The sequence below is a fragment of the Micromonospora sp. DT43 genome (assembly GCF_049841645.1).
In the GTDB taxonomy this organism is placed as follows: domain Bacteria; phylum Actinomycetota; class Actinomycetes; order Mycobacteriales; family Micromonosporaceae; genus Micromonospora.
Map to the genome: position 1 here is coordinate 1 of NZ_JBNCKR010000025.1, position 13,537 is coordinate 13,537.

Here is a 13,537-nt window from a genome sequence, read left to right on the forward strand (position 1 = left end):
GAGCATCCGAGACCTGCTGATGGCGTCGTACGTACCGTCGTCGTTGCACACTGATCACAAGCGGCCGCGAGAGTAGTAGAGCCGTCGACACACTCTTCTGCCGCTGGGCGCTCGGATGCGTCCGCTTGTCCGCGACGACGTGCCTGTCGCGTTCGACGGCGCCACCTACACGACCGTGCTGAGCGCGGTGACCGTTGACGGACACCGATGGACCAGGCTGGCCGCCAGCGCCCAGGAGGCGCACGTCGGCTCGGTCGTCGCCGCCGCGCCCGGCCGGCTCGCCTACCAGTACGGCCGCACGGTCGCGGTGACCGACCTGGACGGCCGGGAGCAGTCCTCGTTCACCCTGCCCGACGAGACCTCGTTGGCCGGCAAGGGCGCGTGGAGTACCGACGGCGCCGCGCTGACCCTGACCGCCCACCGTCCCGACACCGACGAGTGGACGCTGCGCCGCGTCGATCCCGCCACCGGCGGTGATATCGGGCCACTGCGCCTGCTGGCGGTGTCCGGGGTCGTCTCCATCCGGCTGCTCGACTGGACGCCGGACGGGTCGGCGCTGGTGGCGGCCTACCAGCAGGACCCCCTCGCCTCCGACCTACCGCTGGAGGAGCAGACCGGCCAGCCGTCCGGCACCGACCAGACAGTACGAACCGTGCGGGTGATGGCACTGACGCCCGGCGCGCCCGCGCCGCGAACGGTACTCACCGCGCCGGACCAGGTGGTCGCCGTCGACATCGCCGACCAGGTGATCCGCAGCGGACATGTCCGCGAGGCGCAACCACCCGGCGGGGTGGGTGGCAGGTTCTGGCTCTGGACCGGTCTCCTCACGGTGCTGGTGACCGTGGGCGTGCTGTACGCGGGTCGCCAGCGGATCGCGCTGTGGTACGACGATCGGCGGGTCATGCGGGCGCGCCGAACCGGTGGGTGAGGAGCACGACGATCCGACCGCTCGTCCACGTCAGCCGTCCCGACCCAACACCTGACGCACCGCGTCAACGAACGAAACCCGCCGATTCGTCCGTACCTCGATGGCCGCGAGCCAGTGCCCCCGATGCCTGTCGCACAACGGCACCGCCGCGTCGGTAGGGGGCAGGTGGCGAGGAGCAGACAATCGACAACTCCGACACGATCACCGCCGGCGTGGATCCGCTGCTCATCATCGGCAGCGTCCTCGCGCTCGACCTGGCCATGAACCGCGACAAGAAGAACGGCGACGACGACTGGACCCGTCGGCCCGGCGCCGCGAACGCCCCGTGACGCGGCTGGGCAGGGGTAGCTTCCCGCGCTACTGGCTGTGGGGTCGGATGTTGTGGTTGAGGTGGAACACGTTGTGCGGGTCCCAGATCGTCTTGAGTGCGGTGAGCCTGGCGAGTTTGCCGGCCGGGTATGCGCGGCGTACCCCGCGTTGCCCCTCGTCCGCGGCGAGCGAGTTGACGTAGACGCCGTCGGCGTACGGGTCGAGCGCGGCTCCGGCACTGCGAGCGGCTGCCATCCGAATGTCGTCTTCGGACGGCTCGGTCCAGCGGGAGCCGGCGCCGAACTCGAACATGGTGCCGCGGTGGCTGAAGGCCGCGTCGGCATCCGCGACGTCGGCGATGGCCCCGCCGTGCGCTTGCAGGCCGACGCCGGCCAGGTCGGTGCCGTCGTGCAGGTCCGACGCGCCGCGCAGCAGGAACGCCTCGATCGCTGCGGTGGGGAACTGCCGTAGGTAGTGCGCACTGGAGTACCGGCGGTAGGCGTGGCGGCCGACGGTGTCGTCGCGTTGCTGCAGATCCAGGTAGGACGGGGTGGTGACCCGCTCGGCGACCGGGCGCCCGAGCGCGCGCATCGCCGGCAGCAACCGGTGACCCTGTGCCGGGTCGCCGACCCATACGAAGCCGACCGTGGCGATAGGACCTCTGGCCGTGCTGTGGACGTCGGCGGTGAAGGTCGCCTGGCGCGGCGCGACGGCGTTGAGGTCCCGCCAGCCCTGGAGAACCGGTACGGCGTCCTCGGCGCGGAAGTCGAACTCGGCGACCAGGCTCTGCGCTCCGGTCTGGTGCAGTTGGAATTCGAAGTCGGTGACGATGCCGAAGTTGCCGCCGCCACCGCGCAGGCCCCAGTAGAGGTCGGGGTTCTCGGTTCGGCTCGCGGTCACCACCTCCCCGTCCGCGGTGACCATCGTGTAGGAGACGACGTTGTCGCAGGCCAAGCCGTGTTGGCGGGCGAGCCAGCCCATGCCGCCGCCGAGGGTCAGGCCGCCGACCCCGGTGTGCGAGACGTTACCCGCGGTCGTGGCGAGACCATATGGCTGCGATGCCTGGTCGAGTGCGCCGAGCAGCGCGCCGCCCTGGACCCGGGCGCGTCGCCGGATCGGGTCGACCCGAACGCCGTTCAACGAGGTCAGGTCGATCATCAGGCCGTTCGCGGGGACGGCGAGGCCCGCCACGTTGTGCCCGCCGCAGCGAACCCCGATCTCCAGGTCCAGTTCCCGGGCCAGGCGCACCGCGGTCACCACGTCGGTGACGCTCGCGGCCCGCACGATCATCCGCGGACGCCGGTCAATCATGGCGTTCCAGACGGTGCGGGCCGCTTCGTAACCCGGGCTACCCGGCGTGAGGACGCGGCCGTCGAAGCAGGGACTTGTTGTCGTCATACGGCTGAGCCTGACGGAAATCGGTCCAACCGATAAGGTCCGATCGCATGGGCCGAATCAGGACCAATTCGAGCACTGCGGAGGACCTGCTCATCCATGTCGACCGGTCCGCGGCCGAACCGCTGCACCGGCAGATCGCCGCCGCGATCCGAGGCAGCATCCGTTCCGGCCGGGTGCGTCTCGGGACGTCCCTACCGCCCACCCGCACCATCGCAGCCGATTTGGGAGTGTCACGCGGCGTCGTGGTCGAGGCGTACCAGCAACTCGTCGCCGAGGGCTACCTCACCAGCCGGGCGGGCGGCTACACCCAGGTCGCGGTCGAGCCGGCTCCGACGCCGGCCGGTCGGCCCAGCGGGGATCGGCCGGCGGCCCGGATCGACTTCGGGTACGGCCGTACCGACGTGTCGTCGTTCCCCCGGGCCGCCTGGCTGCGGTCGGTGCGAACCGTCCTCACCACCACGCCGAACGAACGCTTCACCTACCTCGACGGGCGTGGTGTACCCGAACTGCACGCAGCCCTGAGCGACTACCTCAACCGGGTCCGCGGCACATCGGCCCGCCCGGAGAACGTCGTGATCTGCAGTGGCTACGGCCAGGGCGTCGCGCTGATACTCCAGGTGCTTGCGGCGCGCGGCGCCCGCAGGCTGGCCGTCGAGGACCCATCCGCGGACGACGACGCCCGCCTCGTCGCGGCCGCCGCCGGCCTGGACGTGATCGGCGTCCCGGTCGGGCCAGATGGCATTCTCGTCGAGAAGCTCGAACAGACCGACGCGGACGCCGTCGTGCTGACGCCCTCGCACCAGTGGCCCACCGGCGGGGTCCTGTCGGCCCCCGCGCGGGCCCGGGTGATCGGCTGGGCGCAGCGTCGCGGTGCCGTGGTGATCGAGGACGACTACGACGCGGAGTACCGCTACGACCGCTCGCCCATCGGCGCCATGCAGGGGCTGGCACCCGACACCGTCGTGTACTGCGGCACAGCGAGCAAGACCCTGGCACCAGGACTGCGCCTCGGGTGGCTGCTTGCGCCGTCGCACCTGGTCGACGGCATTACGGCGGCCAAGGTACGAGCCGACCGCGGCTCTCCCGTCATCGACCAACTAGCCTTCGCCGACTTCCTCACCCGCGGCGAATTCGACCGGCACCTACGGCGCATGCGCCCGGTCTACCGCCGCCGCCGCGACGCACTCCTGGCCGCGCTGCGCGCACGGCTGCCCGAACTGGAACCGGTCGGTGTCGCGGCGGGCCAACACGTCGTCACCTGGCTCCCGCACGACCTGGACGAAGCCCGGGTCGTGGCCGCCGCCGCCCGGCGCGGACTGATCGTGCAAGGCGTCTCCCGGTACCGACTGAGCCCCACCCGACCCGGCGGGCTGATCTTCGGCTACGCCACCCTCACCGAACGCGCCATCGCTGACGGAGTGGCAGCCCTTGCCGACGCGGTCGCAGAGGTCCGTGCGCCGACCTGCCGCTGAGGGTGCGGCGGACGCCGCCGATTGCCTGAGCTGCCTCGACGCCCCCTGGTCCAGACCGGATACGGTGTCGTCAACCCAGTCGATCCAGCTTCTCGCGAGCGGCAGTGCCGGGCCGAGGCGTGAGGACCACGAGGCGCAGGTCGGTGTTCTGGGTGGTCAAAACGTTGGCGTCCAGCGGGATGGCCCCCACGTCCGGGTGTACGGCGGTCTTGTGCGCGCTCTCGTGATTGGCCACCGCGCCGAGGGCCCAGAGGCGGCAGAACCTGTCGTTCCCGGCCATCCGCGAGATCAGCGCCGCCACGTCGGGATCGTTCGGGTAGCGGGCGCTGGTCGCGCGCAGGTCGGCCACCAACGACTGCTCGAAGTAGGCGCGCTCGCTGTCGGTCTGGCGGACTCGGGGGTTTCGGGATTCGAACTGGACGATCAAGGCGTTGCGATCGTCGGCGGTGGCGCCAGCGGGGTCGCCGAAGACGGCCGCGAACAGCCGGTTCCAGTGCAGCAGCCGCCACACGGCGTCGTAGACGGCCGCCGGGGTGTCGCCGAGGTGGTCGATGACGCGGTGCAGGCTGCTGGGGATCAGGTGGGGTATCCGGTCCGGAGTCGCGGCGAAGCCGGCAAGGCGCATCAGGTGCGCCTCCTCGTCGTCGGAGAGTCGTAACGCGCGGGCCAGGGAGGTACACACCTGCGCCGATGGCGTGGCGGCCCGGCCCTGTTCGAGGCGTGCCACGTATTCGGGGGAGATGCCGGCCAGTGCTGCCAGCTCGCCGCGTCGTAGCCCGACGACGCGGCGACGAGAGGCGTTCGTGAGACCGACACCGGCCGGGTCCGTGCGATCCCGCCAGGCCCGCAGCGCGGCTCCGAGGTCATTCATGAACCCCATGATCCGCCATCGGTCCGGGGGAGCTGGGTGGTACCAGCGGTACGCGGAAGACCTGTGCCTTCCACAGTGCTGGCTCGGCCCTTCAGGATGGGGATCATGAGCAGAGTGACCAGAATGCATCACATCGGAGTGCCGGTCAGCGATTTGGCGCGATCGGTGAGGTGGTACGAGGACGTCCTCGGCATCGCGCCGAACGGCGTGACGATCTCGGCGACGAACCCGGCGATCGGTGCGGTTGTCGAGGTCGAGAACGCGTCGATGCGGGCATCCTTCGCGTTGGCCGGTGACAACGTCCTGCTGGAACTCATCCAGTACGACAGCCCGCAGCCGAGGCCCTTCACCGGGCGCAACTCTGACGTTGGGGTGATGCACCTGTGTTTTGAGGTCGACGACCTCGACTCGGCGCACCGCGACCTGGTGCGGCGGGGCGTGCACGTCAACGCCGATCCGGTCGTGCTCCAGGACGGCGATGGCGTCGAGGCGGGGGCGCTGGCCGGGACGAAGATCCTCTATCTCCGTGACCCCGACGGCATCCAGTTGGAACTGTTCGAGTTGCCCTCGTAGGAGCACCGACTCCGGACCCGGCGCCCGTCCCGGTCGGTGCGCTGCTCTGGATACCATCGGTGGGGCCGAACAACCGGAGGGCACCATTCGTCCGGCGACACGCAGAAGCTGATGACAGATATCAGGTCGGGATTGTTCGTCGCTCGCGAGGCGGAGTTGGGCGAGATCGCCGCGGTGACGGCAGCCGCGGCGCGGGGCCGTGGCGGGGCGATGCTCGTTCTCGGTGATGCGGGGATCGGCAAGTCGACGCTCATCGGTGCGGCCGCTTCGCGGCTCGACGGATGGCGGGTGCTGCGGGCCGGTGGTGTCGAGTTCGAGAGCGAGCTGCCCTACTCGGCCCTGCACCAGTTGTGCGCGCCCGTGCTCGACCACCGCGCTGGGCTCCCCGTACCGCAGCGGAGCGCGCTCGACGCGGTGTTCGGGCTGCAGGCCGGGGCCACGCCGACCCCGATGCTCGTCGGCCTGGCCGTTCTCGGCCTGCTGAGTGCCGTGGGCCGGCGCAGGCCGGTGTTCTGCGCGGTCGACGACGTGCAGTGGATCGACGCCGGCTCGCGGCAGGTACTGGCCTTCGTCGCGGCACGCGTTGCGGCGGAGCGCGTCGCCATGGTGTTCGCCGGCCGTGACGCCGCCTCGGTATCGGGGCTCGGTCGCCTGCCCGCCCTCACTCTCACCGGACTCACCGATTCGGAATCCCTCACCCTGCTGCGGTATCGGGCACCCTTCGGCCACGAGGCGGCGATCGTGCAACGGATCCTCGCCGAAGCGTCCGGCAACCCGCTCGCCCTGGTGGAGTTCGCCCGCGACGCCGGACCGTTCGGGCTACCCGGGGACGCCGGGCACCGCGCCGTGGAACACCGGTTCGTGAGTCGGTTCCTGCGGCTGCCGGCACCCACGCGCTCGGTTCTGGCGCTGGCCGCGGCGGAGCCGACAGGCGACCTCGTTCTGCTGCGCCGCGCGATGGCGATCCAGGGGCTGCACGCCGTGGACCTGGCCGCGGCCGAGGACAGTGGCCTGTTGGTGGCCGGGCCCCGGGTGCACTTCCGGCATCCGTTGGCGCGTTCCGCGGCGTACCTGTCGACTGGCGCCGGGGCGCGACGGCAGGCGCACGCGTCGCTCGCCGCCGGTACGGACGTCGACGTCGATCCCGACCGTCGCGCCTGGCACCAGGCGAACGCGATCACCGGCCCGGATGAGGAGACCGCAGCCGAGCTGGAGCGTTCGGCCGGGCGGGCACAGCGCCGCGGCGGACTCGCGGCCGTGGCCGCGTTCCTCGAGCGCGCGGCCCGACTGACCCCCGGCCGGTCGCGGCAGGCTCGCCGGTTGTTGGCCGCGGCGAGGGCGCGGTTGGGTTCGGGGGAACCCTCTGCCGCCCGGGAGTTGGTGGACGAGGCCGAGCGTCTCCAGCCGGACCAAGCCGGCCGCTGCGCCGCGCGACTGCTACGCGCGATGATCGACTATCACGTGACGCGCAGTATCCCGGCGACGATCGCGCTCATCGACGCGGCCGACGGCGTGGGGCCCGACGAGGTCCGCGAGACCTACCTGGAGGCGTTCGCGTCGCTCATGTTCAGCGTCGACGAGCCGGGGAGGTTACGGCGGCTCGCCCTGCACATCCGGGAACGGGTACCCCAGCGTCAGCCGCCACGTCCGGTCGACCTGCTGCTGCAGGCGTTGGTCGAGCAGCACCTTCGCCCGGTGGACGAGGCGATGCCCATGATGCGCCGTACGGTCGAGGCCTTCCGGGACCACGCCCGCACGCCCGGCGCGGATCCGTGGTGGATGGAACGTGCCTGTGTGTTGAGCGTCGACATCGGTGACAGCGATGCCATGGAGCAGATCGTCGACCGTCAGGTGGAACTCGCCCGGGCGCAGGGGGCCTACGCGATCCTTCCCCATGCGTTGCGCTTCCAGGCGGTCGCCCGGACGATCGTGGGTCGCTTCGCCGACGCGGAGGTCTGCATCATCGAGGCGCGTGCGGTCGACGAGGCCGCCGGGACGTCGAACCTCGTCGGGTCCGACCTGATGCTTGCCGCCTGGAGCGGGGACGTCGAACGGTTCCGCGAGATCCGGGAGAAGCTGCGCGACTGGGTGGAGGTGAAACCCACCGCGCTGCACTACGCGATCGGCGTTCTGTGCAACGGCAGCGGCGACCATGAGGCCGCGATCGACGCGTTGCTGCTCGTACGGGACCAGCACCGGCGCGGGGCGTACGCCGCCTCCGTCTTCCACCACGAGCTGGTCGAAGCCGCCGCGTACGTCGGACGTCCCGAAGAAGCCGAGGAATCGGCTAAATGGATCGGGGATGTCGCACGGGCCAACCCGAACGCGTGGACGACGGGCGCGCATCTGCTGGCGAGTGCGCTGCTCGACCCGGGGCGCGGCGCCCAGGACCACTACCTCGCCGCGATCAGCCGGTTCGCCGGGAGCAGGATGCGAGTCCACCACGCGCGTGCCCGACTGCTCTACGGGCAGTGGCTGCGACGGGTCGGCCGTCGCGCGGAGGCTCGGATGGAGCTGCGCGCCGCGTACGAACTGCTCTCCACCATCGGCGCGCGCGGGTTCGCCGGCCGCGCCGCCCGCGAACTTGATGCCATCGGCGAGCCGACCCTGGCCGGCGACGCCGATCCGCTCGCGGGGCTGACCGCCCGCGAACTACTCGTCGCCCGCAAGGTCGCCTCCGGCGCGGGCACCAAGGAAGTCGCCGCGCTGCTGTTCGTCAGCCCGCGAACGATCGACGCCCACCTGCGCAACCTCTACCGCAAACTGGGCATCACCTCACGCCGGCAGCTACGAGAACTACTCCGCTGACGGAGTCGGGCCGACCGAGCGACGAAAGGGCCCCGCCGGTACGAGACCGGCCGGGCCCTTGAATCACGTCAGCGCCGGGCCCGATCACACTCCCGTTCGGCACGCGTCTTCAGCTCCGTCAGCCACGTCTCCAGGCCCGCCCGGAGAGCATCGGTGGAGAAACCGACGTCCTGCTCCACCTGGTCACCGCGCCACGTCTCCTCGGTACGCACGAGAACCCGGCCGTCGATCTCGGTGAACGTCCACACGTGGACCCCCTCGTCGATGCGCAGCCCCGCTCCGATCGCCGGGCCGTCCCACCGAAGGCACCTCTGGTGTTGGAGCTGCCGGACGGTGGACGTGACGACGAGGGTCGTGGCGGGATTCAGCGCGGTCTCGGGGACCGGTGTCGTCCATCGGAAGGATGAACCGGGACGCAGTGGGCCACGATCGAGCCGCTTGCTGGACAAAACGGGCTCCTGCCACGACGGCCAGCGCTCCACGTCGGTCTGCAACTTCCAGACGGTCCGTAGCGGAGCGTCGATCGTCGTCTCCGTCCGATAGCGAATCTTCGCCGCGGTGTCGACGGTCCTTCCCGCACATCGCACCGTCGCGTGGTCGGCACCGACATCGCGCCTGACCTCGGCCCGAGCCGGCGCACCTGCGGTGCCCACGAGGCCAGCCACGACCACTGCCGTCGCGACGGCAAACACACGATTCTTCACGAGGCGGTCACCGCCTCGGCGGTGCCCTTGAGTCGTTCCAGCCACATGGCGAGGGTCGTGTCGAGGCCCTCCTGGAACGGCCCAGGGTCGGCATCGACAGGCGGCCCCGCGAAGGACTCCTCGGTCGACACCTCCACACCGTCGCCGGCCGGAGTGAGCGCCCAGACGTGGACACCGAGGACCCCGTCCGGTCCGTCACCGTATCCCCGCCACACGAGGCGTTCCCGCGGCCGTACCTGAATGATCGTCGACTCGATCTCCATGCCTGCGGCCGACCAGCGGAACACGGAGCCCGGGGCGAGCGGACCGGGTGTTTCCACGCGTGCGTACGGGATTTCTGGCAGCCAGGTTGTCCATGCGTCGATGTCGGTGAGGATCCGCCACACGGCTTCCGCCGACGCGGTCACCGTGACGCTGTGGCGGCTGATCACCGGGGCCGACACGTCAATGCCGGCCTCGTCGGTGTCCGTCATGTTCTCCATCGTGAAGCCTCTCTGCGGTCACTGACCATCGGATCGCCGGGCATGAGAGCGAGCCGCCAGATCCACACCCGGCAGATGCGATCGTGCCAAGACGGCAACCGCTACACATCGGCAAGAATTACCTAGTTCGCGTACGTGGGCCGGCCACGGTGAAGGTCCTTACCTCCGCGCCTGCTGCCGGCCTCAGCCCGACAGGTCTTCGTCGAGTCGCAGCGGTGCTGCTGGGGATCATCTCGGGACTCCTTGCCGTGCTGTTGCTCGGCTTCGGCGTGAGTGGCACGTGGGTTGTCTTCGCGGCCTCGCGCACTCCGCCGTCGCGACGCCGTTCCGCCTCGTGAGGGGACGGCAGCACGGCCGCGCACGCCTGTCAGGCGTGCCATCGGATCGGCCGGGACCGCGGGTGCCGCGTGGTTCAGGCCTCCTCCGTCACCCGCCCAATGTCCGATGCGATGTTGGAGGGCTGGCAGCGTCAGCAGCGCACGCGGTTTCTGAAAAGGCGTCGACGATCGCGGCGGTCCGTTACTCCCGAGCTGCGGGCTAGTTTGCCTATAACTATTAGGCACGAGCATAATAGGCGTAGGCAGTTAGGAGGAGAGTGATGGAGAGACTGGGGCTGACGCCGGCGCGTCTGACCCAAGCGGGGGCGGAGCTGGCCGATGAGGTCGGCTTCGACGAGGTCACCATCTCGGCGCTCGCCCGGCGGTTCGACGTCAAGGTCCCGAGCTTGTACTCGCACCTGAAGAACTCGCAGGACCTCAGGATCCGCATCGCACTGTTCGCGCTGGAGGAACTCGCCGATCGCGTCGCCGACGCCGTCGCTGGTCGTGCCGGCAGGGACGCCCTGGCCGCGTTCGCTGACGCCTACCGCGAGTACGCCAGGGAGCACCCGGGCCGGTATGCGGCCGCCCGGCTCCGGCTCGCTCCGGAAACGGCGGCCGCCAGCGCCGGCGTCCGGCACGCCCAGATGGCCCGGGCGATCCTGCGGGGCTACGACGTGGACGAGCCGGACGCGACGCATGCGGTCCGAATGCTGGGCAGCGTCTTCCACGGCTACGTCAGTTTGGAGCTGGCCGGTGGTTTCGAACACAGCGCCCCCGCTGCGCAGGAATCCTGGGACTGGATCGTGGATTCGCTCGACGCGCTGTTACGCAACCGCAGCACTACCTGACCCGGACAACGGCCGCACCGCCGCGAGCGGTTCGCTGCGGCGCGCCGATGAGCACCGAGATTCGGTCGAAAGGCTTGAGGCAATGACCACCGAACACCAATGGATCACCCCGGTCACCGCGGACCTCCTGCGCGGCTTTGTCGACGTGGAGGCGACCGCGCGCGGTCTGCTGCCGCACCGGCTGACCGCGCAGGCGCGCCGGCAGATCCCCGACGACCAACTGGCCATGGCCGAGGCCCAGCCCTCCGGTGTGCGGCTGGCGTTCCGTACCCGGGCCACCACGATCGAACTGGACACGCTGCCCACCAAGCGGGTCTACCAAGGCTTCCCGCCACCGGCGGACGGCGTCTACGACCTGCTGATCAACGGCCGCCTGGCCGCGCAGGCCTCGGTGCCCGAGGGCAACGTCCGGACGGTTACCGACATGTTCACCCAAACCTCGGTGCTGACCGAGGGGCCGGCCGGCACCGCCCGCTTCGCGGATCTGCCGGCGGGGGAGAAGGACGTCGAGATCTGGCTCCCACACACGGAGATCACCGAGCTGATCGCGCTGCGCACCGACGCGCCCGTTGAGCAGGCCCTGCCCGGCGGGCGCAGGACGTGGCTGCACCACGGCAGTTCCATCAGCCACGGGTCGAACGCCGCTCATCCCAGCGCCATCTGGCCGGCCCTGGCCGCGGCTGAGGGCGGTGTGGAGTTGGTCAACATGGGGTTCGGCGGGAGCGCGCTGCTCGACCCGTTCACCGCTCGCGCGATGCGCGACGTCCCGGCGGACCTGATCAGTGTCAAGATCGGCATCAACATCGTCAACAGCGATGTGATGCGTCTGCGCGCCTTCGCTCCAGCGGTCCACGGTTTCCTCGACACTGTTCGCGAGGGGCATCCGACCACACCTCTGCTGGTCGTGTCGGCCATCCTGTGCCCGGTCCAGGAGGACACGCCCGGCCCCCTCGCCCCGGACTTCGCGGCCGGGACGCTGCGGTTCAAGGCCACGGGCGATCCGGCCGAGCGCAGCGCTGGGCGGCTGACGCTCAACGTCATCCGTGACGAACTCGCCCGGATCGTCGACCAGCGCACGGCCGACGACCCGAACCTGCACTACCTCGACGGACGGGACCTGTACGGCGAGGCGGACTACGCCGAACTCCCGCTACCCGACGGGGTCCATCCCGACCCTGCTGGACATCGCCGCATCGCCGAGAACTTCGCGCGGCTCGCGTTCGGCGACGGTGGCCCCTTCGCCACCAAGACCGGCTGACCATGTGGGGCGCGCCGAGCAGCGACGGCCACACGCCGGTGCTGCTCGGCGCAGCCCGGTCGGCTTCTGTTCGTGGTGGGCGGTCCGGTGTTGTTCCTCGCCGTTGTTGGCGCGGTGGGCGCCGATGGTCGGGCTGAGTGTGGCGGCCGCCGTGCTCGCCCTGGTCGCGCTCCTCGACGCGCGGCGCAGCCGGGGACTGCCGCAGGAGGTACCGTCCTCGCCGATCGGGCGGGCGAACTCCGGCGATCCGGACGCGGAAGCCTGGCCGCGCGCGGCCACGCGGACTAGCCCGCGGATTCGGTCGGCTGGCGCTCGGCAGTGACCCGGAGAAGTCCTTCCACGCCGCGGAGGAAGGTCTCGGACACCATCGCGGGGTCGAAGAGGCATCCGGCTGCCATGGCACCGTCGCGGAGCATGACGAAGTGACGCGCGGCGGGCTCTGCCGTCTCCTCCTGGACCTGCGCCATCAGCGTGGTGAGCGTGTCCAGGAACCACTGCCGGTGGGCGACGATCTCCTGACGTACGGGATGTTCCGTGTCGGGATACTCCGCCGCAGCATTCAGAAACGCGCATCCACGAAACCCCGGGGACTGGATGCTCCCCGCGATGGAGTTGGCAATGGCCAGGAGTGGGCCGACCGGCCGTGAATTGGTGGTGATGACCGCGTCGACCGCGCCGCGATCCATCTCATGGACCTCACGCAGATAGGCGAGGATGAGATCGTCCTTGCTGGGGAAGTGCCGGTAGAAGGTGGCCCGGGTCACCTTCGCCTCGGCGATGATCCGATCCACGCCGACGGAATGGATGCCCTCCGCGTAGAAGATCCTGGTCGCCGCGGCGAGGAGCCGGCGGCGCGCCTCGGAGGGCCGGGCACCGGGTGCGGTGGACGTCATACCGCCATCGTAGCGGATAGAACGTTCGGTCTTGACGATGTACGTTGCGTCTGTCATGCTGAACAAGACAGAACGATCGGTCTCCCAAGCCCCTCCGCTGAAAGGGTCACCCGTGACCACCATTGCTGCTTCGCCCGGTATCTCCCAGACGGCTTCCGCGCTGCGGCGGCTGTACTTCGTCCGCTTCGCGTTCGCCATCGTCTGGGCTGGCGTGACGATCGCTACCGCCAAGGAGATCGGTCCGCTCGCGGTGGCGCTGTTCGTGCTCTACCCGCTGTTCGACGTGGGTGCCGCCATCTACGACCTCCGCGCGTCGCGGGCCACGGGCTCGCCGACCCTGCTGTACGTGAACATCGCGGTAAGCCTGGTCACGGCGGTCGGCGTGGGTGTCGCCGGGGCGTCCGGTGTTCCCGCTGTCCTGCGGGTGTGGGGCGCCTGGGCGGTCGTGGCTGGTCTGGTTCAGTTGATCGTGGGGGTCACTCGTCGGAAGATGGGCGGACAGTGGCCGATGATCATCAGTGGCGGCATCTCGGTTCTGGCCGGTGGGTCCTTCATCGCCGGCGCTGCCGCGGACAACCCGTCGCTGACCAACGCTGCTGGCTACGCCATTCCCGGTGCCATCTTCTTCCTCATCGCCGCCATCCGCCTCGGCCGCGCCGCGAAGGGCAACTGA

At 70.2% G+C, this 13,537-nt stretch carries 12 protein-coding genes; 7 read left to right on the plus strand and 5 right to left on the minus strand.

The features are described 5' to 3' along the window. The first annotated feature begins 115 nt into the window (after positions 1-115). Positions 116-928: a hypothetical protein gene (locus tag ACLQ26_RS32710; RefSeq protein WP_425748220.1), complete on the plus strand. Its 813-nt coding sequence runs from the start codon at positions 116-118 to the stop codon at positions 926-928. A 357-nt stretch (positions 929-1,285) separates the two neighbouring features. Here the strand turns inward: ACLQ26_RS32710 and ACLQ26_RS32715 are convergent, their stop codons facing one another. Next, a complete protein-coding gene (locus ACLQ26_RS32715; RefSeq protein ID WP_425748221.1) occupies positions 1,286-2,635 on the minus strand; it encodes an FAD-binding oxidoreductase in 1,350 nt (449 codons plus the stop codon). A 47-nt stretch (positions 2,636-2,682) separates the two neighbouring features. Here ACLQ26_RS32715 and ACLQ26_RS32720 point away from each other — a divergent pair, with 47 nt between their 5' ends. After that, a complete protein-coding gene (locus ACLQ26_RS32720) occupies positions 2,683-4,107 on the plus strand; it encodes a PLP-dependent aminotransferase family protein (RefSeq protein WP_425748222.1) in 1,425 nt (474 codons plus the stop codon). Between the two features lie 70 nt (positions 4,108-4,177). Here the strand turns inward: ACLQ26_RS32720 and ACLQ26_RS32725 are convergent, their stop codons facing one another. Beyond that, positions 4,178-4,978: a helix-turn-helix transcriptional regulator gene (locus ACLQ26_RS32725; RefSeq protein WP_425748223.1), complete on the minus strand. Its 801-nt coding sequence runs from the start codon at positions 4,976-4,978 to the stop codon at positions 4,178-4,180. Positions 4,979-5,101: 123 nt separating this feature from the next. Between ACLQ26_RS32725 and ACLQ26_RS32730 the strand changes: the two genes are divergently transcribed. Together ACLQ26_RS32730 and ACLQ26_RS32735 are read left to right on the plus strand one after the other, a co-directional pair. Next, positions 5,102-5,551, plus strand: a complete 450-nt coding sequence (locus ACLQ26_RS32730) for a VOC family protein (protein WP_231396707.1) — start codon at positions 5,102-5,104, stop codon at positions 5,549-5,551. 111 nt (positions 5,552-5,662) lie between these two features. Continuing rightward, on the plus strand, positions 5,663-8,359 hold the full coding sequence (locus ACLQ26_RS32735; RefSeq protein ID WP_425748224.1) for an AAA family ATPase: 2,697 nt from the start codon (positions 5,663-5,665) through the stop codon (positions 8,357-8,359). 68 nt (positions 8,360-8,427) lie between these two features. On the opposite strand, the gene ACLQ26_RS32740 is transcribed toward ACLQ26_RS32735, so the two are convergent. Together ACLQ26_RS32740 and ACLQ26_RS32745 are read right to left on the minus strand one after the other, a co-directional pair. Beyond that, positions 8,428-9,108, minus strand: a complete 681-nt coding sequence (locus ACLQ26_RS32740; RefSeq protein WP_425748225.1) for an SRPBCC family protein — start codon at positions 9,106-9,108, stop codon at positions 8,428-8,430. Further along, complete coding sequence (locus ACLQ26_RS32745; RefSeq protein WP_425748226.1) at positions 9,060-9,536, minus strand: SRPBCC family protein; 477 nt, start codon at positions 9,534-9,536, stop codon at positions 9,060-9,062. Before ACLQ26_RS32745 ends, ACLQ26_RS32740 begins: the two co-directional genes overlap by 49 nt. A gap of 607 nt (positions 9,537-10,143) precedes the next feature. Between ACLQ26_RS32745 and ACLQ26_RS32750 the strand changes: the two genes are divergently transcribed. Both ACLQ26_RS32750 and ACLQ26_RS32755 read left to right on the plus strand, forming a co-directional pair. Then, the gene (locus ACLQ26_RS32750) at positions 10,144-10,713 is read left to right on the plus strand and encodes a TetR/AcrR family transcriptional regulator (protein WP_425748227.1); all 570 of its coding nucleotides are present in this window, start codon (positions 10,144-10,146) and stop codon (positions 10,711-10,713) included. 82 nt (positions 10,714-10,795) lie between these two features. Beyond that, entirely contained in the window at positions 10,796-11,971 is a 1,176-nt protein-coding gene (locus ACLQ26_RS32755; RefSeq protein WP_425748228.1) for a GDSL-type esterase/lipase family protein, read from the plus strand. 284 nt (positions 11,972-12,255) lie between these two features. Here ACLQ26_RS32755 and ACLQ26_RS32760 read toward each other — a convergent pair whose 3' ends face one another. Further along, entirely contained in the window at positions 12,256-12,864 is a 609-nt protein-coding gene (locus ACLQ26_RS32760) for a TetR/AcrR family transcriptional regulator (RefSeq protein WP_425748229.1), read from the minus strand. A gap of 55 nt (positions 12,865-12,919) precedes the next feature. Here ACLQ26_RS32760 and ACLQ26_RS32765 point away from each other — a divergent pair, with 55 nt between their 5' ends. Continuing rightward, entirely contained in the window at positions 12,920-13,537 is a 618-nt protein-coding gene (locus ACLQ26_RS32765) for a hypothetical protein (RefSeq protein WP_425748230.1), read from the plus strand.